This window comes from Aureitalea marina, from assembly GCF_002943755.1.
In the GTDB taxonomy this organism is placed as follows: Bacteria; Bacteroidota; Bacteroidia; order Flavobacteriales; family Flavobacteriaceae; genus Aureitalea; species Aureitalea marina.
Window position 1 is genome coordinate 2,599,525 of record NZ_MQUB01000001.1, and the last position, 23,043, is coordinate 2,622,567.

At 46.6% G+C, this 23,043-nt stretch carries 21 protein-coding genes and 1 pseudogene; 15 read left to right on the forward strand and 7 right to left on the reverse strand.

Annotated features, from left to right (window positions below):
- Positions 1–32 precede the first annotated feature (32 nt).
- The 7 genes from atpG to BST85_RS11925 all read left to right on the forward strand — a co-directional run bounded on the left by atpG (position 33) and on the right by BST85_RS11925 (position 6,439).
- Positions 33–896, forward strand: a complete 864-nt coding sequence (gene atpG, locus BST85_RS11895) for an ATP synthase F1 subunit gamma (protein ID WP_104813455.1) — start codon at positions 33–35, stop codon at positions 894–896.
- Between the two features lie 94 nt (positions 897–990).
- Positions 991–1,500, forward strand: coding sequence for a hypothetical protein (locus BST85_RS11900; protein ID WP_146090716.1), 510 nt, complete (start codon positions 991–993; stop codon positions 1,498–1,500).
- Between the two features lie 124 nt (positions 1,501–1,624).
- Complete coding sequence (dut, locus tag BST85_RS11905; RefSeq protein ID WP_104813457.1) at positions 1,625–2,059, forward strand: dUTP diphosphatase; 435 nt, start codon at positions 1,625–1,627, stop codon at positions 2,057–2,059.
- Between the two features lie 15 nt (positions 2,060–2,074).
- On the forward strand, positions 2,075–3,091 hold the full coding sequence (locus BST85_RS11910; protein WP_104813458.1) for a sugar phosphate nucleotidyltransferase: 1,017 nt from the start codon (positions 2,075–2,077) through the stop codon (positions 3,089–3,091).
- 2 nt (positions 3,092–3,093) lie between these two features.
- Positions 3,094–4,443, forward strand: a complete 1,350-nt coding sequence (locus tag BST85_RS11915) for a tetratricopeptide repeat protein (protein ID WP_104813459.1) — start codon at positions 3,094–3,096, stop codon at positions 4,441–4,443.
- The gene (gene lolB1 / locus BST85_RS11920) at positions 4,443–5,219 is read left to right on the forward strand and encodes a lipoprotein insertase outer membrane protein LolB1 (RefSeq protein ID WP_104813460.1); all 777 of its coding nucleotides are present in this window, start codon (positions 4,443–4,445) and stop codon (positions 5,217–5,219) included. The genes BST85_RS11915 and lolB1 overlap by 1 nt, the downstream gene beginning before the upstream one ends.
- Positions 5,216–6,439: a murein hydrolase activator EnvC family protein gene (locus tag BST85_RS11925; RefSeq protein WP_104813461.1), complete on the forward strand. Its 1,224-nt coding sequence runs from the start codon at positions 5,216–5,218 to the stop codon at positions 6,437–6,439. Before lolB1 ends, BST85_RS11925 begins: the two co-directional genes overlap by 4 nt.
- Before the next feature lie 3 nt (positions 6,440–6,442).
- Here the strand turns inward: BST85_RS11925 and BST85_RS11930 are convergent, their stop codons facing one another.
- Positions 6,443–6,955 (reverse strand): acyl-CoA thioesterase, encoded by a 513-nt coding sequence (locus BST85_RS11930; RefSeq protein WP_104813462.1) that lies wholly within the window; start codon positions 6,953–6,955, stop codon positions 6,443–6,445.
- 73 nt (positions 6,956–7,028) lie between these two features.
- Entirely contained in the window at positions 7,029–7,961 is a 933-nt protein-coding gene (locus BST85_RS11935) for an HU domain-containing protein (RefSeq protein WP_104813463.1), read from the reverse strand.
- 104 nt (positions 7,962–8,065) lie between these two features.
- Here BST85_RS11935 and dprA point away from each other — a divergent pair, with 104 nt between their 5' ends.
- Positions 8,066–9,166 (forward strand): DNA-processing protein DprA, encoded by a 1,101-nt coding sequence (gene dprA, locus BST85_RS11940; RefSeq protein ID WP_104813464.1) that lies wholly within the window; start codon positions 8,066–8,068, stop codon positions 9,164–9,166.
- On the opposite strand, the pseudogene trpS reads toward dprA, so the two are convergent.
- Positions 9,163–10,130: pseudogene (gene trpS, locus BST85_RS11945) on the reverse strand (tryptophan--tRNA ligase). The gene dprA and the pseudogene trpS sit on opposite strands and share 4 nt — an antisense overlap.
- A gap of 77 nt (positions 10,131–10,207) precedes the next feature.
- Here trpS and BST85_RS11950 point away from each other — a divergent pair.
- Positions 10,208–10,948 carry a lysophospholipid acyltransferase family protein gene (locus BST85_RS11950; RefSeq protein WP_104813465.1) on the forward strand — a complete coding sequence of 247 codons (741 nt, stop codon included), beginning with the start codon at positions 10,208–10,210 and terminating at the stop codon, positions 10,946–10,948.
- Between the two features lie 76 nt (positions 10,949–11,024).
- Here the strand turns inward: BST85_RS11950 and BST85_RS11955 are convergent, their stop codons facing one another.
- From BST85_RS11955 to recA, 3 genes are all read right to left on the reverse strand, one after another.
- The gene (locus BST85_RS11955) at positions 11,025–12,620 is read right to left on the reverse strand and encodes an outer membrane beta-barrel protein (protein WP_104813466.1); all 1,596 of its coding nucleotides are present in this window, start codon (positions 12,618–12,620) and stop codon (positions 11,025–11,027) included.
- A 24-nt stretch (positions 12,621–12,644) separates the two neighbouring features.
- Positions 12,645–13,178: an RNA polymerase sigma factor gene (locus BST85_RS11960; RefSeq protein ID WP_104813467.1), complete on the reverse strand. Its 534-nt coding sequence runs from the start codon at positions 13,176–13,178 to the stop codon at positions 12,645–12,647.
- Positions 13,179–13,310: 132 nt separating this feature from the next.
- Positions 13,311–14,318, reverse strand: a complete 1,008-nt coding sequence (gene recA / locus BST85_RS11965; RefSeq protein ID WP_104813468.1) for a recombinase RecA — start codon at positions 14,316–14,318, stop codon at positions 13,311–13,313.
- 159 nt (positions 14,319–14,477) lie between these two features.
- On the opposite strand from recA, the gene trhO reads away from it, so the two are divergent.
- The 6 genes from trhO (at position 14,478) to BST85_RS11995 (ending at position 20,987) form a co-directional block, all read left to right on the forward strand.
- Positions 14,478–15,515, forward strand: coding sequence for an oxygen-dependent tRNA uridine(34) hydroxylase TrhO (trhO, locus tag BST85_RS11970; protein ID WP_104813469.1), 1,038 nt, complete (start codon positions 14,478–14,480; stop codon positions 15,513–15,515).
- An 85-nt stretch (positions 15,516–15,600) separates the two neighbouring features.
- Positions 15,601–16,770 carry a PSP1 domain-containing protein gene (locus BST85_RS11975; protein WP_104813470.1) on the forward strand — a complete coding sequence of 390 codons (1,170 nt, stop codon included), beginning with the start codon at positions 15,601–15,603 and terminating at the stop codon, positions 16,768–16,770.
- Positions 16,754–17,251 carry a gliding motility lipoprotein GldH gene (locus tag BST85_RS11980; protein WP_104813471.1) on the forward strand — a complete coding sequence of 166 codons (498 nt, stop codon included), beginning with the start codon at positions 16,754–16,756 and terminating at the stop codon, positions 17,249–17,251. The genes BST85_RS11975 and BST85_RS11980 overlap by 17 nt, the downstream gene beginning before the upstream one ends.
- A complete protein-coding gene (locus tag BST85_RS11985) occupies positions 17,251–19,563 on the forward strand; it encodes a penicillin-binding protein 1A (RefSeq protein WP_104813472.1) in 2,313 nt (770 codons plus the stop codon). Before BST85_RS11980 ends, BST85_RS11985 begins: the two co-directional genes overlap by 1 nt.
- 66 nt (positions 19,564–19,629) lie before the next feature.
- Entirely contained in the window at positions 19,630–20,331 is a 702-nt protein-coding gene (locus BST85_RS11990) for a CoA transferase subunit A (protein ID WP_104813473.1), read from the forward strand.
- Positions 20,331–20,987, forward strand: coding sequence for a CoA transferase subunit B (locus BST85_RS11995; protein ID WP_104813474.1), 657 nt, complete (start codon positions 20,331–20,333; stop codon positions 20,985–20,987). The genes BST85_RS11990 and BST85_RS11995 overlap by 1 nt, the downstream gene beginning before the upstream one ends.
- Before the next feature lie 351 nt (positions 20,988–21,338).
- Here the strand turns inward: BST85_RS11995 and BST85_RS12005 are convergent, their stop codons facing one another.
- Positions 21,339–23,027 carry an ABC transporter ATP-binding protein gene (locus tag BST85_RS12005; protein ID WP_104813476.1) on the reverse strand — a complete coding sequence of 563 codons (1,689 nt, stop codon included), beginning with the start codon at positions 23,025–23,027 and terminating at the stop codon, positions 21,339–21,341.
- Between the last annotated feature and the right edge of the window lie 16 nt (positions 23,028–23,043).

The following is a 23,043-nucleotide window of genomic DNA, read 5'->3' on the forward strand; positions in this document are numbered from 1 at the left end:
AGGCCCAGGTCTTTGGAAAAGTTGAAATAACAATGGCGAACTTAAAAGAGATCAGAAATCGAATTTCGTCCGTGGGATCAACCATGCAGATCACCAGTGCCATGAAAATGGTATCTGCTGCTAAGCTGAAGAAAGCCCAGGATGCGATTACTGCAATGAGGCCATATGCTGAGACCTTGACCACTCTGCTTCAAAATCTGTCTGCGACCCTGGATGGTGATAGCGGAAGTGTTTTTGCAGAGCAGAGAGAGGTAAAACGGGTCCTGCTCGTACCGATCACCTCTAATCGTGGTTTGGCCGGTGCATTCAACTCCAATATCGTCAAAGAGACCAAGCGAACTATCTCCGAAGATATGGGAGGAGTAGAAGTTTCTGTTTTGACTATTGGTAAAAAGGGGAATGACATCCTGCGAAAGACAGAGGATATTGTGAGTGACCATGCGGCCATCTTCGATAACCTAAGCTTTGAGTCTGTATCAGAAGTAGCGGAGGAGATCATGCAGCTTTATGCAGAGAACAAAGTAGACCAGGTAGTGCTGATCTATAATAAGTTTAAGAACGCTGCAACTCAGATCGTGATGAACGAACAATTCCTTCCAATTGTGCCAGCCGAGGCCGGAGAAGGAACCGCTCAGATCGATTATTTGTTTGAACCTTCTAAGGAAGAGATCGTTGAGGAACTCATCCCAAAGAGTTTGAAGACTCAGCTATTCAAAGCCATTCGTGATAGTGTGGCCAGTGAGCACGGCGCAAGGATGACGGCCATGCATAAGGCGACAGATAATGCAGGCGAACTTAAAGCTTCCCTTACATTGGAATACAACAAGGCACGGCAAGCTGCAATTACCGGCGAGATCCTCGAGATCGTTGGTGGAGCAGAAGCACTGGCCGGATAAGTTTGACAACACTTTATATCAAAAGCCCATCCCTTCGGATGGGCTTTTTTATTTCTGGGCTTTTGATTAGATTCGTAGCAAATCACATCTCCAGTTGAGATTATTATCAAAATTCTTTGCTACAATTTCATTATTCTTGCTCGCATGTGCGGGTGGTAAGAATAACGATCAGGCCGTCCCATTCGAGGAGAATCCTCCTTTTACTGTCGTCTCGGCATATTATCAGCCTTGGGTGGCTGGCACAAAGAATGGTGGTAAAGGGATGCATCTTGGGGTTATCTTGGAAGAGATGACGGAAGATGTAAGAATAGGCGAGATGTTCTTCCGGGAGCAGGTCGTACGGGCCAGAATTGATCAGAACAACCCGGATCTGTTTACGGGAAGTTACAAGGAAGAGGCCAGGGATGTGATCATGGATGGGGAAAGTCGCCAGGAGGCTCAGAACACACCCCCTTTCAGTTTTCCTTTCGAATTGGAGGAAGATGAAATGGTTCTTAGTTATTCCTTTAGAGGAGAATCCTATTTTGTTCTACTAGCAGACCTTGAGAAAAGACCGCTTTTGGCCTATCCCAGTCAGGGAGGTCGATACGATAACGACAACTAATTCTTGTCCGTTCCCATTGTTAATTGGGTTGTTTGCAATCTTCTTCCCAAGCCTGTTTTAACCGAGTCATTATTGGTATTTTTGTCTCAAACCATGGCCCCAAGGCCGTTCTTACCCTAATTGCATGAATATCAAGATCATTAACAGATCACAGCATCCCTTACCAGCCTACGAAACTCTGGATTCCGCAGGGATGGACCTCAGAGCATCAATAGAGGAGTCAGTAAGTCTTAAACCATTGGAGAGAACAGTGATCAAAACAGGACTTTTTCTTGAATTACCTCGAGGAACTGAGGCTCAGATCAGACCGCGTAGTGGACTAGCGGCTAAAAAAGGAATAACTGTTTTAAATGCGCCCGGCACCATCGATGCCGATTATCGCGGCGAGATCGGGGTCATCCTGGTCAATCTGTCCCAGGATGTCTTCGAGATTAACAATGGGGATAGAATTGCTCAAATGGTTATCGCTCGTCATGAAAGAGCAGAATGGGAAGAGGTCGGTGAACTTTCACAGACCGAGCGAGGAGCCGGCGGTTTTGGAAGTACTGGTCAACAATAACAACAAAGAATCAACATGAAAATCATCGTACCTATGGCCGGAAGAGGTTCCAGACTTCGGCCTCATACCCTTACCGTTCCTAAGCCACTTGTTCCTGTTGCCGGAGAACCCATCGTCCATCGATTGGTTAAGGATATTGCTCGTTTGTTGGAAGAGCCCATAGAAGAAATTGCCTTCATCCTGGGAGACCCTGCCTTTTTTGGTGATGAGGTGGTGGAGAGCCTGCGGGCTCTGGCCAGATCGCTAGGGGCAAAACCGTCCATTTACAGACAGTTGGATCCCAAGGGTACCGGGCATGCCATTATGTGTGCAGAACCTTCTCTTTCTGGTCCGGCAGTGATCGCTTATGCCGACACCCTTATCAGGGCTAGCTTTCAGTTGGACCAAGATGCTGATAGTGTGATCTGGACCAAAAAGGTTCCTAATCCTCAGGCTTATGGAGTGGTCAACCTGAATCAGCGAGAAGAGATCGTCGAACTTGTAGAGAAACCGCAGGAGTTTGTATCGGATCAGGCCGTGATCGGGATCTATTATTTCAAGGAAGTATCAGAACTTCGAGATGAACTTCGATATGTATTGGAGAATGATATCATCCATGGAGGAGAGTACCAGATAAATGACGGAATAAAACGAATGATGGCGGCTGGGAAGGTCTTCAAGACTGGTACCGTAGACGAATGGATGGACTGTGGCAACAAGGATGTGACCATCGAGACCAATTCCAAGATGCTCGCATTTAGACAGGCGGATGGGGAAGAATTGGTCTCCGATAAGGCCATTAACCATCTCTCCCAAGTTATTCCTCCTTGCTACATTGCCGAAGGAGTTCTTTTAGAAAATAGTGTTGTAGGCCCAAATGTGTCCATCGGCCCCAATACTAAGATCTACGATAGCCACGTTAAAAATTCGATAATCCAATCGAGCTCCACCGTTAAAAACGCTACTTTAGACCAAGCTATGATCGGGAACCATGCCTATTTTGATGGAAACTTCACCCGGATCAGTATAGGGGATTATTCAAAACTCGAATAAAAATGAAGCGGTTATTCTTTCTGATTGTTTTACTGGCGACGAGCCTGGGTTATGCCCAGGACGAGGAGCGGGAAGATGATTTGGGAGATGTTACTGACGCTTTCCAGACCAATTTTTTTGAAGCTCTTAAGCAAAAGGGCATCGAGAACTATGAACTTGCCTTAAACGCTTTACAGAGGGCTCAAAATGAGGCCCAGGATGAGCCCGATCAACTAGCCGTGGTCTATTTTGAGCGCGGAAAGAACTATGCGGCTCTAAAGCGGTATGACGAAGCTGAGGTCACCTATAAGCAGGTCCTGGAGATCAAAGTAGAACAACTGGACGTCATGGAGGCCCTTTATGATGTGTACTATCAACAAAAGGATTACGACAAGGCGGTTCCGCTGGTAAGACAGCTTATCCGTTACGATGAGGACTATAAAGAAGATCTGGCCAACTTACTGGTTAGGACTAAAGAATACCCCCAGGCTTTGGAGCTTTTGGACGAACTGGATTTAAAATGGGGGGAGAGCGCCTACAGAAATGCCCTGAGAAGACAGATCTATAAGGTTACCGGAGATAAGGAAGGAGCTATCTCCAGCCTGGAAGGCAAGATCGATAAGAGCAGTAAGAACGAACAAGATTATCTAAACCTAATCTATCTCTATAGCGAGGAGGGTAAGACTGAAAAGGCCTTCCAGACGGCCCTCGAATTACAACGGCAAATTCCAAAATCTGAACTCGTTCATCTGGCCCTCTATAAATTTTACCTGGACAAAGGACAGGCGGACCAGGCCATGCTCTCTATGGACGTTATCTTTTCGTCTTCACAGATCGATAAGGAGAATAAATTCAAAGTACTCAACGACTTTCTGACCTATGTAGGGAAGCATCCGGAGATGCAATCCGAATTGGATAAGGTGATCGGAAAATTTGACGGCCAGGATGATGGTAAAGTTTATGAGCAACTGGGAGATTACCACTTATCCCGTTCAGACCGGGCATCTGCACTCCGATTTTACAGACGGGGTGTAGAAAAGGATCCGAACAATTTTTCTTTGCTCAAGAATACACTTTTGTTGCAAATAGACGTTAAGGAGTTTGAACCTGCCTTGGAATTGAGTAACAATGGATTGGAGCTTTTTCCGGCCCAACCTTTGTTATATTTGCTCAACGGAGTCGTCAATATAGAGATGGGGAACCCGGAGAGAGCAATCGAGGTACTGGAGACAGGGCTTGACTTTCTGTATGACGACCCTAAGATGGAAAGGGATTTTTACCGCCAATTGGAATCTGCCTACAACCAAAAAGGAAATTCTAAGAAGGCCGCGGAATATGCCAGAAAGGCGTCCGAATTGAAGCTGGATAATTAATGAAGAGATCGATATTCTACATAGTGGCATTGCTGATAGTTAGCGCATGCGGTCCTGGGAAACAAGTGACTTCCCGGGAAGAGCTCAGACCTATGGATGTCAATAAGATCATCCAGACTCACCAGCAGGCCAGTCCGAGCTTTGAGACTATGGCTTCCAGGGTTTTGGTTACCTACCAGGACGAAAAGAAGCTGCAGAGCATGACAGTCAGTCTACGGATGCAGCGAGACGAGAAGATCTGGATCAAGGCCTCTTTGCTGGGGATCACCATTGCCAAAGTTTTGATCACACCAGATAGGGTCAGTTACTACGAGAAGGTGTCCAACACCTATTTTGATGGAGATTTCAGACTGCTAAGCGATTGGCTGGGCACTGATTTGGACTTTGATAAGGCACAGGCCATACTGCTTGGGCAATCTATCTTTAGCCTGGATAAAAAGGGGTATACCTCCTCGATTATGCAGAATACCTATCGATTACTTCCAAAGCGGCAACCTGAGAATTTCATCCATACGTTGTTTTTGAGCCCAGACAATTTCAAAGTGGTTTCCGGGACTCTCAGCCAACCGGAGGATAAGCGAAACCTCAGAATAAAATACGGCGATTACCAACAGATCGAAGGAGATTATTATCCTTCTGATATTACCATTAACTCCACCGACGAGATCAGCATGACCAAGATCGAGGTAGTTTACAAGAAGATCGATCTCAATGTCAATGTCAGCTTCCCTTTTACCATCCCCCAGGGATATGACGAAATCCTACTAGGCCGATGAGCAGAGGCTGGCGCTTAGGGCTCTTCTTTTTGCTGATAGGGCTAACTACCCTTCAGGCGCAGTCCAAGAAACAGCAGGAACTGGAAGCCAAACGGCAGGCTATCCTGGAAGAGATCAAACAGATCAACACCCTGCTTTTTAAAACCCAAGGAGAGAAAAAATCCATTCTGACCCAGGTCCAGGACCTGGATCAACGAATCAACGCCCGGGAAAATCTGATCCGGGTAACCAATCAGCAAGCCAATCTGCTAACCAGGGAGATCAATGACAACCTCCAGGAAATGGAGAGACTCCGCGAGGAACTAGTCCTTCTTAAAGAGGATTATGCCGGTATGATCAGTAAGTCATACAAAAGTAAATCCCAGCAGAGCCGGTTGATGTTTCTCTTTTCCAGTACCAACTTCCTGCAGGCCTATAAGCGGATGCAGTATATGAAGCAGTACACCAAGCACCGGAAAGCCCAGGGTGAGCGGATAAGGATCAAATCAGAGCAGCTGCAGATGCTAAACACTCGTCTGATCGAACAGAAGAATGAGAAAGAACTCCTTATTGCTGAGAATAGACAGGAACGTTCCAAACTGCTAGACGAGCGTAAACAACAACAAGGTTTAGTTGCTAGCCTAAGACAGGAGGAAAGTCGGTTTACGCGTCAGATCCGGGATAAACAAGCCGAAGCAAGCCGTTTGGAACGACAGATCGATGCGATCATCCGCGAGGCTATTGCAGAGGCCAACAAGAGTTCGGGAAACACGACTACCACGACCTTAGAGCGCTTTGCCCTTACTCCCGAAGCCAAGGCTTTAGCAGCCAATTTCACAACGAACAAGGGCAAGCTTCCATGGCCGGTGCGCAACGGGGTGGTCACCGAGCGTTTTGGAACCCGTCGTCATCCGCAGTTTCCGCAGATCCAACAAACCTTTAGTGGGGTCGAGATCGCCACCGAGGCCAATTCCAAGGCCAGGGCGGTATTCAATGGGGTTGTGTTCCGGATACAACAGCTAAAAGGGGCAAATAAAGCGGTTTATATTCGTCATGGGGACTATATTACCATTTACAATAACCTGGCCAGTATCAGCGTAAAAAGCGGTGATCGGGTCACTACAAACCAGGAGATAGGAACGGTCTTTACTCATCCAACTACCAATGAGGCGACCCTAAAGTTCTTTATCTATAAGAATACCAAGAAACTCAATCCGGCAGATTGGATATACCGGATGTAATTTTTACCTCAGGAACAAGGCTTTTAGTTCGGTCGCATTTTCCGGTTTCATTTTCCCGGCTAGTACCAGGCTCAACTGTTTTCTTCTGAGCGCGGCTTCATATCGTTCTTTTTCCAGATCTGTCTCAGGTGTCAGAGGTGGGACTTTAACCGGTTGCCCCATTTCGTCAACAGCCACAAAAGTGTAGATCGCTTCGTTGGCCTTACTTTTCAAACCACTTTCTCTATCCTCGATCCAAACGTCCAGGAAGATTTCCATGGAACTCGTAAACGCCCTGGAAACACGTGCCTCTACTGTAACCACACTTCCAAGCGGGATCATTTTGTTGAAGGCAACATGATTTACTGATGCTGTTACCACGATACGCCGACTGTGGCGTCTTGCGGCTATGCTGGCCGCTCGGTCCATTCGAGCCAATAGTTCTCCACCAAACATATTTCCGATGGGGTTGGTCTCACTGGGCAGCACCAGATCCGTGATGATGGTGCAGCTATCTTTGGGCGTTTTTGGGCTCATAACTCCAATTTTTTGCAAAGTTAGCTAATCCCCGGGTGGAGGGGAAACTGGAAAGCGCTAAATGTGATGAAAATTAAGGGTTGAGATTCTGGACCAACATCCAGGCATCTTTGTTGTGAGAAGACTTGATCTTTCTGAGTTCTCTCAGTGCCTCGCCGCGGTTCTCGTAGCTGTTGTAAACCACTTGATGAAGACCGTAGCGGTTTTCACCTATATAACGAGCGTGATAACCAGCTGTCCAAAGTTCGTCTACCTTGCGATCAGCATTTTCTCTAATTCTAAAGGCCCCGGCAACAATATGATATCTGCCGGTATTCCGCTCGATGGCAACGTCCGTAACAGGTAGCATTTCGTCAAACACAAAAGTGGCAACCTGTATGGTGCTGTCTACCATACCGCTGGCCTCTTGCCGCTGGGCAAAATTATGTTGTTCTACCTGTCCTTCATACCATTTCAAACCTCCAAAACCAGAAGCGATCACGGCAATCAAGCCAACGGCTACGTATTTCAAATACGGTCTAGCCGTCCTGGTGGTTGGTTCAAAAAGAAGAGGCTCTGAAGTTACCTCCTCATGCTCTTCAACACTCCTGTCGATTGTTGGAGAAACAAAGCTCGCAAGGCCAAAAGATGCTGTGCTGAAATTCATGGATTCGTCCGGAACAAACTGAATGGCTTTCTCCTGGTTCATTGAAAAGCTTCCCAGTTGCTGAAACTCAACAGATTCCCCTTCCGCAAGTTTAAGCGATAAGCGGCCCACAAAGTTTCTGACCTTCTGTAGGGCCAACTCGTACTCACATTGTTCTGAAGAAGCAAGATGATTGGCCAATAAACCATCATTGGTCTGAAGCTGCCTGTTAAATGACAGTGATTTACCCGGTGGGTAAAAGGTATTGGTCTGGCTGTCTATCCTTGCAGATTCGTGCCTGGATAAGAGCGCGCCAAAGCCAGGAATGATCACACATTCGTACCGAAATAACAGATCCCTGATGTAGGTTGACATTTGCATCTGAACAAACTTAGGGATTTTTTAACGTACCTCAAATAGTGGTCTGTTTACTTATTAACAACATAATTGTACCTTTATCCGTACTCCCCCAGTCTATTTTCTAAATGATAAATACGGATGAACTCAGGGCCACACTGGCCTTGCAGAGTATTTCGGGTATTAGCACTATACTGGCCCGAAAGCTACTTACACACTATGGAACGGCCTTGGAAATTTGGGATAAAATACCTCGTAATGAAGGCCTACCTAACGGAATTTCACCCAAACTCGTTGAGAAGTTTATCAACAAGAGTCCACTTGATAGGGCCGACATGACTCTGGAGAAAACCATTAATTCGGGGGATCAAATGCTTCATTGGCAGGATGTTAACTATCCCAATCACCTGCGTCAATGTATAGATGCCCCCTTGTTGCTTTTTGCCAGAGGCAGTTACCGTTTCGATCATCGGCCTGTGATTTCGATAGTTGGAACCAGGGAGTGTAGTGCCTATGGCGAGAATTTTTTGGACTCTTTTGTTTCTGGGCTTACCTCCCACAATCCATTGATCGTCTCGGGTTTTGCGAAAGGAATCGATATTTATGCCCATCTGACAGCCCTGGACCATGGTCTGGATACGGTTGCCTGCCTGGGCCATGGCTTCGACAAGATATACCCGGTTGCTCACAAAGTTCATCAGGATAGACTTGTGAATAGTGGTTTGTTCCTGACCGAATACTCCAGGGGATCATCTGTTCTGCCTATGAATTTTGTTTCTCGAAACCGGATAATTGCGGGCCTGAGTGAAGTGACGGTTGTTATACAGTCCGCACAGACCGGAGGGAGCCTTATTACGGCCAGTTTGGCCAATTCCTATAATCGGGAAGTAATGGCCTTGCCTGGCAGGATAGACGACCCTAAAAGTGCAGGATGCAATAATTTGATCAAACAAAACAAGGCTGCGGTTCTTACTTCTGCTCAAGATTTGATCCGGCTGATGGGTTGGGAAGAGAAAGAATCCCGTCCAAAGCCTCAAATCGATCTTAGCCTGACCGATCCCGACCAAAGGCAAATAGCTGATTTTTTAGTGGATCATCCCAAGGCCCACATCGATCAGATCATGACTGCTACATCCATGAAATCTCAACGATTGCAGGTCGTACTTTTAGAAATGGAAATGACGGGGCTGGTCAAGGCCCTGCCAAGTAGAATGTTCAGTCTGACTTAGTAGCCTAGCTTAGATCGGACTCTACCCAAGACATCATTGGCCACCAGTCTGGCTTTTTCCGCTCCTACAGCCAAGGCCTGATCGATCTCATCCAGATTGTTCATATAATGATCGAAAGAAGTACGTTCGTCAGAGAACCTGATCAAGATGAGATCCAGTAGTTCCTTTTTGGCGTGACCATAGCCGTAGCCGCCGGCCAAGTATTTTTCCCGCATCTGTCCAATCTGCTCTTCATCCGCTAATAAGGAATAAATGGCAAAGACATTACAAGTATCGGGATCCTTGGGCTCTTCCAGCGGAGTGCTGTCGGTCTGTATTCCCATCACTTGCTTCTTGAGCTGTTTCTCGGGAAGAAAGATATTGATGATATTGTCTTTGGACTTACTCATCTTAGCTCCATCCGTCCCAGGAATGAGCATGGCATCTTGTTGTACCTGGGCCTCTGGCAAAACAAAGGTTTCTCCAACTTTGGCATGGATACGTGAAGCTACATCCCTGGTCATTTCTAGGTGCTGCAATTGGTCTTTCCCAACTGGAACAATATCTGCATCGTAAAGCAGGATATCTGCAGCCATCAACATGGGATACGTAAAAAGTCCGGCATTGACGTCCTCCAGTCTGTCAGCCTTATCCTTGAACGAATGGGCCAGAGTCAGGCGCTGATAAGGGAAAAAACAACCCAGGTACCAAGCCAATTCCGTAACCTGAGGGATATCACTCTGCCGATAGAATACCGTATTATCTATGTTCAACCCACAAGCCAGCCAAGCTGCCGCCGTGCTATAGGTATTGCCTCTTAGTTCTTCGGCATCCTTGATCTGTGTCAGGGAGTGCATATCGGCGATAAACAAGAAGGAGTCATTCTTTGGGTCGTTTGCCATAGAAATGGCCGGTAGAATAGCCCCAAGAGATTACCTAAGTGAGGAGTTCCTGTACTTTGAACGCCGGTTAATATCCTTGCCATAGCCTGAAAAATAGGTTTGCGCAAAGGTAATTTATTTGCCTGATTTGTTGTTGTCAAACTTGTACTTTTGCCAAGTCATGAAAGTGATCCAAGCTATATTGGGAAGCCTGTACAGGATTTGGTTCTACATCTGGGTGGGAGTTGTGATCCTCATCTTATTGCCTGCCCTAACCATTAGTATATCCCGCAAGAGTTGGTATCCTTTCTTCTTTAAGCTTGCAAGGGTCTGGGCGCGTATGATCTTATATGGGATGGGTCTTTTCCCAAAGGTCAGGTTTGATCAGAAGTTAAAGAAGGGGGCCAATTACATTCTGGTTGCCAATCACACCTCTATGACGGATATTATGCTGATGTTGCACGTTAGTTCGGTTCCTTTCGTTTTTGTAGGGAAAAAGGAATTGGCAGCGCTACCCTTATTTGGTTATTTCTATAAGCGCACCTGTATACTGGTAGACCGGAATAATGCCCGCAGCAAACACGGTGTTTATCAGGCCTCGAAAGAGCGGCTTGAGGCCGGGCTCAGTGTTTGCATCTTCCCAGAGGGAGGTATCCCTGATAATCCGGTAGACTTGGTAGATCATTTTAAGGATGGCGCATTCCGGATGGCCATAGAACATCAAATTCCGGTTATTCCGATGACATTCTACGACAACAAAAAACGATTACCGGATACTTTCTATATCGGTGGCCCAGGGAAACTAAGAGTCAGGGTTCATAAACCAGTTTCGACAGTTGGGCTCGCTAATTCGGACAGATTATCCCTTAGGGACGATGTGCGGAATACCATACTCCGGGATCTGCAAGAGGATAGGAATTAAAAAACCGCCCAATGGCGATGGACGGTTTTTTCATCATTGTTTGGGTCAAACCAAACTTAACCAACTAAAAACTAACCTAAAATTTGAAGCTCAACCCGCTGTAAACCCCTAGGTAATAGGGTCTAAAGCTTACGGATGAATCCGAATATGGATTGAGTTGATATTTAAACATCGGTTCTACAACGAACCGGATCTGCTTACTGAATTTGTAATCGAAACCTACACCAACGTTGGTCGAAAAGCTGAGATCGTTCAGGTTGTTGGCCTCTCCGATCGTGCTTCTAAAATCTCCATCCCTGACCGAGATCTCATTGTCGCTTAGGATCAACGTACTGAATCCACCGATCATACTGATCCCAAACCGAGAATCCAGGACATCGTATTTGAGTTCCATGGGGACCTCAAAGTAGCTAAGGCTCTGACTCACTTCTGCGTTACCACCAACACTCTTGGGTGTCAAATTGGACAGTGGATCATCCTCAGCTCCAGGTGCAGTAGGTCTGATTGTTCCGGCATCATAGGCAGAGAGGACAGTTCCTTGATTCGAGTAGTTCACAGACCTAAGGGCAGTACTTACCGGGCCTGTTGCCAACTCCACACCACCTGTGGTATAGCCCAGATCCACATTACTGACTCCGGACCGAATGGTCAGCCTGTCGGCTACCTGATAGCCAACCTGAACCCCATAACTCATATTGATATCACCAGTCTGGGGATTATCCGCAAAGGTCGGATCCAAAGATGATCCTGAACCTATAGAATTATAGTAGACAGGGGCCAAATTAGGAGTGACCTCCCAACGGTCTTTCTTTTTGTCTTGCTGATTGCGGGCAATAGCCTCATTTTGTTCTTCTATGGCATCCAAAATGGAAGGTTTTTCTTCCTCTTTTTTCTGCTCTTCAGTTGTGGCCACAGCTTCTTCAGCTTTTACCTCGTTTCCGATAATTAAATCTGTTTTCACGGAAGAATCCGGCAGATTCGATGAATTATCAATTGGCTCATTACCCACTACGGCATCGGTTGTTTTCGTTTCGATAGGAGTGATTTGTGCGGCGGGGTCTTGCTGAGGGTCTTTCTTGTTCTGAGCAGCAGTAACAACTGCAGTTACATCAGCATTAACTCCTGACTTCTCATCAGACTTGGTTTGTTTCTTAACTGCAGTGGTCGAAGTAATTGCCGTGCCAGCATCCAGATCTTGTTGCTTCAACGCAGGATTCGTAGCGTTCGAGGGCTTAGGGTCATTCGCTAAATTTGTGCTTGGATCCGTGGAAGGTTGCACTTCTTCCTGGGCAACAGCAGTTGTAAGCTCTTCCGTTTGATCATCCTCGGAATCATCCCTTTCTGATGGGCTAACTTGAACCACTTCAGAATCCGGCTCCGATATTTTTATGCCGTCTGTATCCATTTGTTCCTGGGAGGTATTCTCTTCAACGAATACAGGTGAGCTGGCATCGCTGTCGGAGAAGAAGACGAACTTTCCTGCCGTCAATAACAACGCTAACAAGGCTGCGACTCCAGCTAATTTCCACCAGATCGGGATAATCTTCCGATCGTCCTCTTCTTCCTTCAACTTCTCTGCAATCCGATTCCAGACCTCGGGGCTAGGGCTAGCCTCAAAGTCCTTGAACCTTTCGGTGAACAGTCGGTCTATATTTTTCTTATCCTTCATCATAACCCATTATGGGGATTATTCGCTTTAGGCGCTATTTGCGTTATGATATTCTTCTAACTTCTTCTTTAATATTCCTCTGGCTCTGGCCAGGTTGGATTTGGAGGTGCCATCACTGATCTGCAGCATCTCTGCTATTTCCTTGTGCGCGTATCCGTCCATCACATAGAGGTTAAAGACCAGTCGATAACGGTCTGGTAACTCCTGGATGATCTTCAGCAAAAAATCTAATGGAACATCTTCATCCTCTACTTGCACCTCATCCTCCGGAATTTGATCCTCGTTGGCAATGTCGAACACTTTCTGCTTGCGGTATTTTTGCAGGGCCGTGTTCACGGTAATACGCTTGATCCAACCTTCGAAAGAACCTTTGCCTTTGAATTGCCCAATCCGATTGAAAATGGTCAGAAAAGCATCCTGTAGATTATCCTCAGCCTCCGCATAATTGGGCGAATACTTCAGACAAATGGCAAAAAGAACTCCCGAATAGTTTCGATAAAGGGTCTCTTGTGCCTTTGGATCCCGCTCCTTACATTTTATGATGAGCTCTTCTAAAGTCAAATGCAGTACCGTGTATTATTACTCAATATGTTGACGCGCAATACCATAGCGGCCGATTGTAAAATAATAACCAGGTTTCTACGTGCAGTAGATGCTGTTCAGAGTGGATGGTTGCGTACCGATCGTAGAAAATCAGGCCTGTCTCTCTGCTATGGCCGCCTTGATCTTCTGTTCCAGTTCTTCCATCAATTCGGGGTTGTCCAGAAGAAGTGATTTGACCGCATCACGACCCTGTCCGAGCTTGGTGTCCTCATAACTGAACCAAGAACCACTTTTCTTGACGATCTCGTATTCCACTCCTAGGTCGATGATCTCTCCAACTTTGGAAATCCCTGCGCCGTACATGATGTCGAACTCTGCCATTTTAAAGGGAGGGGCCACCTTGTTTTTGACGATCTTAACGCGGGTGCGGTTACCCATGACCTCGTTGTTGGAATTCTTGATCTGGGTAGATCTTCTAATATCCAGACGCACTGAAGAATAGAATTTAAGGGCATTACCTCCGGTAGTGGTTTCAGGATTTCCGAACATGACCCCGATCTTTTCCCGCAATTGGTTGATAAAGATCACTGTACAGTTGGTCTTGCTGATGGAACCGGTGAGTTTTCTCAGGGCCTGGGACATCAAACGAGCATGTAACCCAACCTTGCTGTCTCCCATTTCCCCTTCAATTTCACTTCGGGGTGTTAGGGCGGCAACTGAGTCAATGATGATGATGTCGATGGCCCCACTGCGAATCAGGTTGTCCGCTATCTCCAGGGCTTGTTCTCCGTTATCCGGTTGAGAGATGATCAGGTTTTCAATATCAACCCCCAATTTCTCTGCATAGTAGCGGTCAAAAGCATGCTCGGCATCGATAAAGGCGGCAATTCCACCATTTTTTTGTGCTTCTGCGATCGCATGCAGGGTAAGCGTTGTTTTACCGGAGGATTCAGGACCGTAGATCTCAATGACCCGACCCCGCGGATATCCCCCAACTCCAAGTGCGATATCCAGTCCCAGGGAACCTGTGGGGATCACTTCTACCTCCTGAACAGCGGAATCTCCCATTTTCATGACAGTACCTTTTCCATAGGTCTTGTCCAGTTTGTCCAGTGTCAACTTTAGTGCCTTTAACTTGGCTTGTGCTTCATTACTCATATTAGACGTAAAATTAATTAGGGAGTCGCAGGGCTAAATTACTATTTCTTCATCAGGGCAACAACCTGAAAACCGGATGTAGGGCGATTTTTGTTAACAAGCGCGAAAAGTTTAATTTTGCCCCATATTCAGTTTCTTTTTCACTTAAAATCGTATAGCATGCAACTGTACAATACCATGAGTGCAAAAGAGAGGGAAGCTCTGCTGGAGCAGGCTGGTGAGGACCGCCTGACCCTTTCTTTTTACCAATACGCCCACATCGGGAATCCGGAATTATTCCGCAATCATTTATTTATAGCTTGGGACCAGATGGATGTCCTTGGCCGCATTTATGTGGCCAAAGAAGGGATCAATGGTCAGTTGTCCGTACCGGCCAAGAATTTCCAGGAATTCAAGAATTTCATGGACGGGATCTATTTCCTGAATGATGTAAGGCTTAACATAGCCGTAGAACAGGATCTGAAGTCCTTTCTTAAGCTAAAGGTCAAGGTTCGGCATAAGATCGTCGCCGATGGCCTGGACGACGACACCTTCGATGTTACTGATAAAGGGATACACGTGGGGGCGGAGCAATTCAACGCATTGATAGACGATCCGGATACCGTTTTGGTCGATATGCGCAACCACTACGAGAGTGAGATCGGCCATTTTAAGGGAGCTGTCACTCCGGATGTAGACACCTTTAGGGATTCCCTTCCTATTATTGAGGAAGATCTTAAAGAACACAAAGAAGATAAGAACCTTGTTATGTATTGTACGGGAGGTATTCGATGTGAAAAAGCCAGTGCCTATTACAAGCACAAAGGATTCAAGAATGTCTACCAACTTGAAGGGGGAATCATTGAATACACCCGGCAGGTGAAGGAGCAGGAGTTAGAGAATAAATTCATTGGAAAGAACTTCGTTTTCGATCACAGACGCAGTGAACGAATCTCTGAGGATGTGATCTCCAACTGCCACCAGTGTGGTAAACCCTGCGATACGCATACCAATTGTGAGAATGAAGGTTGTCATCTTCTGTTTATACAGTGTGAAGAGTGCGCCCAGAAGATGGAGGGATGTTGCAGTTCAGAATGCCAGGACATTATTCATTTACCGGATAATGAGCAAAAAGCCTTGCGCAAAGGAAAGCACAACAGTAATAAGATCTTCAGAAAGGGACGTTCAGAAAAACTGGCATACAAACAATCTGTTTAGGCTAAATAAGGTATCTTTAGCCATTGATAATTCAAGTTTAATTGACGCCTCTTTGCCTTGGTAAAGAGCCACATATACCTTCAATATGGGTTGTTCCAGCTGTTCTAGCGGACCCAACGGACAACCAAAGGGATGCAGGAATAATGGAACCTGCGGTACCGATGGTTGTAACAAGCTTACCGTTTTTGACTGGTTGGCCAATATGTCCCTACCAGACGATGTAGAACCATTCTACGGGGTGGAGGTGCGGTTTAAGAACGGCCGTAAACATTTCTACAATAATCAGGAAAAACTTCCTCTACGCATTGGGGATGTAGTTGCCACGGAAGCATCTCCAGGCCATGATGTGGGGATGGTCACGCTGACCGGGGAATTGGTCCGCGTCCAGATGAAGAAGAAAAAACAGGAGGCTGATCTGGATAGCCTGCCGAAGATCTATCGTAATGCTTCTCAAAAGGACATCGATAAATGGCAGCGGGTTAGGGACAAAGAAAAATCCGTTCAGAAAGAATCCCGCCAGATTGCCATGGCGCTTGGTCTGCAGATGAAGATCAGCGATGTGGAATATCAGGGAGATGGCTCCAAGGTGACCTTCTACTACACCGCTGAAGAGCGGGTTGATTTCAGACAATTGATCAAAGATCTGGCCAGGGCCTTCAACTGCCGTATAGAGATGAAACAAGTTGGTTTCAGGCAAGAGGCATCGCGCTTAGGAGGAATCGGGTCCTGTGGACGAGAGCTTTGTTGTTCTACTTGGCTTACCGATTTCCGATCAGTGAACACCTCTTCTGCCCGATACCAGCAACTATCACTGAATCCGTTGAAATTGGCAGGGCAGTGTGGTAAGTTGAAGTGTTGTCTCAACTACGAACTGGATACTTATCTGGAAGCCTTGGAGGAATTTCCCAAGACCGATACAAAACTACAAACCTCCAGGGGGACGGCTAGTTGTCAGAAGATCGATATCTTCAAAGGGCTGATGTGGTATGCCTACGAAAAGGAGGGTATGAACTGGCATCAACTCTCTATTGACAAGGTGAAGGAGATCGTACAATTGAACAAAAAAGGCCAGGAGGTAGATAACCTGGAAGATTTCACTGAAGAGGTCAGTGTAGACTCGTCGGCCTTATTCTCTGATGGAGTAGGCCAGGAAAGCTTAACACGTTTCGATAAGCCACGTAAGAAAGGACGTAATCGTAAGAAGAAGAGAAACCGCAACCGAAACAACCGGCGCAATCATGAATCTAAGAAATAGTGGTTCAATATCTATTCTGGCATTGCTTTTGCTTTTAGTGGGCTGTGATAAAAGTGTGTTGTTCAGTGAGTCCGTTTCATTTGATGACACTTGGCCACTGGACCAACCGGCCGTATTCGATCTACCCCAGTTGGAAAGTGATAGGACCTATAATTTGTTCCTGGATGTTCGCAATACAAATGATTATCCCTTTAGTAACTTGTTCCTGATCGTATCCATGGACTTCCCAAACGGAAAAGTAATTACGGATACCCTGGAATATCGTATGGCCAATCCGGATGGCTCGTGGCTAGGTAAGGGAATCGGTACGGTGAAGGACAACAAACTCTGGTACAAGGAGCAAATACAGTTTACCGAGACCGGTACCTATCGCCTGAGCGTTGCCCATGCCGTTCGCAATAATAACCGGGTGCAAGGCGTTAGTCAATTGGCCGGTATTTCCGATGTTGGTTACAGTATAGAAGAAGCAATACCCGAATAATGGCAAATCCCCAAACAAAGAAGAAAAAGAAGGAAGTCAATGACGATAAGAAGAATATCCGGATTTTCTGGAAGCTTTTCGGTGCCGGCGTGCTTCTGATCTTGTTGGTGTTTCTATTGGCATCTTGGGGGATATTTGGAAGTCTACCGGATGAGACCAGCCTAGAGAATCCTGAGAAGGATCTCGCTACACAGATTATTTCAGAAGACGGTAAGGTGATCGGGAAGTTCTTTAAGGAGAACAGGACCCCGGTTCAATATGAGGACCTTCCTCCACATCTGGTCAATGCCCTGATCGCAACAGAGGATATTCGATTTTACGAACATTCTGGAGTAGACGCAAAAGGAACTGCCAGAGCCTTTATTTTCCTTGGACAACGAGGAGGGGCTTCTACCATAACACAGCAGCTGGCCAAACAGTTCTTTACAGATAATGTGGCCCGTAATACCTTCCAGCGAGGAATTCAGAAGATCAAGGAATGGGTTATTGCAACACGCTTGGAGCGCAGGTACACCAAAGAGGAGATCATCACTATGTATTTCAATGTTTACGATTTCCTCAACCTGGCAATCGGCATCGAATCGGCATCGAACATTTACTTCAATAAAGCTCCTTCGGAATTGAATATCGAGGAATCTGCCGTGCTGGTAGGGATGTTCAAGAACTCTTCGCTTTATAATCCGCGTCGTAATCCGGTCGGTGTGACCAATAGGAGGAATGTGGTGTTGTCTCAAATGGCCAAGTACGAATTCATTACTGATCAGACCAAGGACTCTTTACAGGCTTTGCCTTTGAATATTCAGTTTACCCCTCAGGATCACGATGAGGGTATCGGGACCTATGTCCGGGAATACATCAGAGGATATATGAAGGCCTGGGCACGGGAGAATCCTAAGCCGGATGGATCCCTTTACGATATTAGCAGTGACGGCCTCAAGATCTACACGACCTTGGATTCACGCATGCAGGAGTATGCAGAGATGGCTGTAGACTCCCATATGACCAAACTGCAACTGGAATTCGATCGTCAGAACAAGAGCAACAGAACAGCGCCTTTTCTGGATGTAACTCAGGACGAGATCAATTTTATCCTCAGATCGGCCATGAAGCGGAGTGATCGCTGGCGGCAGATGAAAAAGGCGGGGAAGACCGAAGAAGAGATCATCGAGAGCTTCAACACCCCTTCGCAAATGCGAATATTTTCATGGGGCGGAGATATCGACACCCTCATGACCCCAATGGATTCCATTCGCTATTACAAGCAGTTCTTGCGCTCTTCCATGATGTCTATGACACCTCAAACTGGAGAGATCAAAGCTTGGGTTGGTGGAATTGATTACAAGCACTTCAAATACGATATGGTGAGGACGGGCCAGCGCCAAATTGGTTCGACCTTCAAGCCTTTTGTTTACGCTACTGCCATAGACCAGATGCATATGTCGCCCTGCGATACTTTACCCAATACCCAATGGACTATTCCGGTTGGAAAGTACGGTCTTTTGGAACCCTGGACGCCAAAGAACGTAGGGGGCGAATACGGCGGAATGCTTAGTTTGAGAAATGCACTGGCCAATTCGGTCAATACGATCACAGCCAGGTTGATCGACCGGGTCGGTCCGAAACCAGTTATTGATCTAGTTGCTAAGATGGACGTGGATACGGACGACATACCGGAAGTCCCCTCAATAGCCTTGGGAACTCCGGATGTGACACTATACGAAATGGTTGGTGCCTACAGCACCTTTGCCAACGAAGGGGTTTATGTGAAGCCCACTTTGATCCAGCGCATAGAGGACAAGAACGGGACCATACTGTATCAGAATATTCCCGAAACCAGGGATGTGGTCAGTGGAGAAACAGCTTATGTGACAGCCAGTCTGTTACAAGGGGTCACAGAAGGAGGGTCTGGGACTAGACTCAGACACACCTACGCCATTCAGAATTCAGTTTACAAAAGGGCCGTTACCGGATACCCGTACGAGTTTGATAATCCCATTGCAGGGAAAACAGGAACAACTCAGAACAACAGTGACGGTTGGTTTATGGGGATGGTCCCCAACCTGGCAACAGGGGTTTGGGTGGGAGGAGAGGACCGCTCGGCTCATTTTTCCGACACTCAATACGGTCAAGGCGCTACCATGGCGCTTCCGATCTGGGCCATCTACATGAAGATGTGTTATGCGGATCCCAACCTGAATATCTCGAAAGAGGAATTTGTCAAACCAGAAGTGCTGACTATCGAGACGGACTGCGAACGCTACAAGACAAGTATCCCGACCGATCCGGAAATACCGGACGAATTCGACTTTTAGAATAGCTCTTTTTCAGACTTTCCCGCCCCGTTATTCTTTTGTAATTTAACGGCAAACTTCAATTAAGTGATCAATAAGACAGTAGCAGATGTTCATGCTGCCTGCGAAGGGGTAGCAGATGGAATGACCTTCATGTTCGGCGGGTTCGGGTTAAGTGGAATTGCTGAAAATTCCATAGCGGAACTTGTCAGAAGAGGAGTGAAAGACCTGACTTGTGTTTCTAACAATGCCGGAGTAGATGACTTTGGCTTAGGTTTGTTGTTGCAGCAGCGTCAGATCAAGAAGATGATCTCGTCTTATGTAGGGGAAAATGCCGAGTTCGAACGCCAGATGCTCAGTGGCGAATTGGAAGTGGAACTCATTCCGCAAGGGACGCTAGCCCAGCGGTGTCAGGCAGCCCAGAGCGGAATACCTGCATTCTATACTCCAGCAGGCTACGGTACCGAGGTAGCAGAAGGCAAGGAGACGCGCAAATTTGGAGATAAGATGTATGTGATGGAAAAGGCTTTCGAAGCGGATTTTGCCTTTGTCAAGGCTTGGAAGGGCGATGCGGCTGGGAATCTCATTTTCAAGGGATCTGCGCGAAACTTTAACCCCAATATGTGTGGGGCTGCTAAGATAACTGTGGCCGAAGTAGAGGAGTTGGTCCCAGTTGGAGAATTGGATCCCAACTTCATTCACATTCCCGGGATCTTTGTGAAGCGAATTTTCCAGGGAGCACATTACGAAAAGAGAATTGAGCAATTAACCGTTCGAAAACGTTCCTGATGGCATTGGATAAGAATCAGATCGCACAGCGAATCGCGAGAGAAGTCAAAGATGGTTATTACGTTAACCTGGGCATCGGGATACCGACCTTGGTGGCCAACTTTGTGCGCAACGATATCGAGGTAGAATTCCAGAGCGAGAATGGTGTTTTGGGGATGGGGCCTTTCCCGTATGAGGGAGAAGAAGATCCAGATCTGATCAATGCGGGTAAGCAAACCATCACTGCTTTACCGGGAGCCTCGTTCTTTGACTCTGCAATGAGTTTTTCTATGATCCGTGGGCAGCATGTAGACCTGACCATATTAGGCGCCATGGAGGTCGCTCAAAATGGAGACATCGCCAACTGGAAGATCCCAGGAAAGATGGTCAAAGGTATGGGAGGCGCCATGGACTTGGTAGCCTCTGCAGAGAACATCATCGTTGCCATGATGCACACCAATAAGGCGGGAGCGTCCAAGTTACTGTCGGAATGTAGTTTACCGCTTACCGGGGTTAATTGTGTCAAGAAGATCGTCACTAACCTGGCAGTGCTGGAGGTCAGGGAGAATAAATTCCACCTGATGGAACGAGCTCCGGGGGTTAGCGTCGAAGAAATTCAGGCCGCAACGGCAGGGGATTTGGTGATACCGGCTTCCGTCCCCGAGATGCAATTCTAATTAGTTTCTAAGCACGTTTAAATCGGAAAACAGGCGATTTTCTGTCTCAAATGTTAAAAAAACGTGCATTTCATCGAAAAAATATGCAGATCATCGTGTGGAATGATTTTTCTTGGCATATTAGTTCTCCCAAACAAAACCAACTTTACCTGCTTATGCAACCGGTAATAATGTTATTTAAAAATACAGTACAGTTATTACGCAATGTTTTATATGTAGCCAAGAAAGTTTACTTGCTGATGTAAAACGAAACAATACCTTTTCACCCCAAATCTGCAACGATTCAGATAAAGGTAGGCCCGTCTTTTGTGAGGTTAAGGCGGGCTTTTTTTATGGGGTAATTTGAAGAATTCAAATTCCTTTTGGGATGGCGTCGATAAGCTTGCGGGTGTACTCCTGGTTGGGGTTGGCATAGATCTCATCGGCATCGCCTATTTCCACCAGTTCACCAGCTTGCATCACTAACAATTGATCTGACATATATTTGACCACGGCCAGATCATGAGAAATGAACAGATAAGTAAATCCAAGATCCTCTTTCAGTTCGTTAAGCAAGTTCAATACCTGCGCCTGGACTGAGATATCCAGGGCCGAGACGGATTCGTCACAAATGATGATGCGCGGTGAAAGGCAAACTGCACGGGCTATTCCTACCCGTTGTCGCTGGCCTCCGGAAAGCTGATGAGGATATCGGTCAAAGAACTCGGCCGAAAGACCAACTTTTTCTAATAGGTTAAGTGCCCTTTGTTTTCGGACCTGGTTATTTCTGCCAACCTGGTGGACTTTCATTGCCTCCACCAAAGCGGGACCGATCATGATCCTGGGATTAAGCGAAGAGAAGGGGTCCTGGAAGATCAATTGGATTTCCTTTCGGAGTTCCCTGACCTCTTCTTTATTGAGACGGGTGATCTCCTTACCCCTGTACTTGATACTACCTCCGCTGACCTCTTCCAGCAACAGGATGGACTTGCCTAAAGTGGATTTACCGCAACCCGATTCTCCTACCAGGCCAACTGTCTCTCCTTCATAGATGGAGAAACTGACTTTATTTACGGCTTTTACAGTCTCTTTCTTACCGAACATTCCCACCTTGGAATAGTATTCCTTCTTTAGGTTTTTGACCTCCAGTATGGGTGGTTGAGTATAGAGTTGTTTATGGTCCATGGCCCGATGAGCCTCGGTAACTATGCTGGGCACAAAAGAGCCGTCTTCCAGGGATGAGATGGTAGGCAACCTCAGCAGTCGTTGATTCATATCTGGTCTGGCTTCTATGAGCGCCTTGGTATAGGTGGCCTCCGGCTGTTTGAAGATCTTCTCCATGCTTCCTTTCTCCACCATATTCCCCTGGTACATCACCACGACTTCATCGGCAATTTCAGACACCAGGTTGAGGTCGTGAGAGATAAAGATGATGCTCATCCCGTTCTCTTGTTGTAACTCCTTTAATAGATGGATAATCTCTTTCTGAACGGTCACATCCAGGGCGGTTGTGGGTTCGTCCGCAACCAAGAGCTTAGGCTTACAGGCAAGTGCCATAGCGATCATCACCCGCTGCATCTGTCCGCCACTGAGTTGATGGGGATAAGAACGGTATATGGATTTGGGCCGGGGGAGTTGGACCTGATTGAATAAGCTGATCACCCTGTTCTTGGCCTCTCCAGAGGAGATTCCCAAGTGCAATTTCATGACTTCGGCCACCTGCTTACCACAGCGGATAGAGGGATTAAGAGCCGTCATGGGTTCCTGGAAGATCATGGAGATCTCTCTGCCTCTTAGATCGCGCAATTCTTTGGGATTCATCTGATCCAGCCGTTGACCCTCAAAGCTTAATTCTCCGCTAATCTGACTGGTCTTAGCTGGCAAAAGGCCCATTATGGCCAAAGAGGTAACTGATTTTCCAGACCCGGATTCACCCACCAGGCCGAGGATGGAATTGGGCTTAAGATCAAAAGACACCCCTTGTATGATCTCGGTCTGGTTCTTTTTTCGTCCAAAGGAGACCTTTAAGTCTTTAACCGATAATAGAGGTGAGGCACTCATGACTCAAAGATAAGAT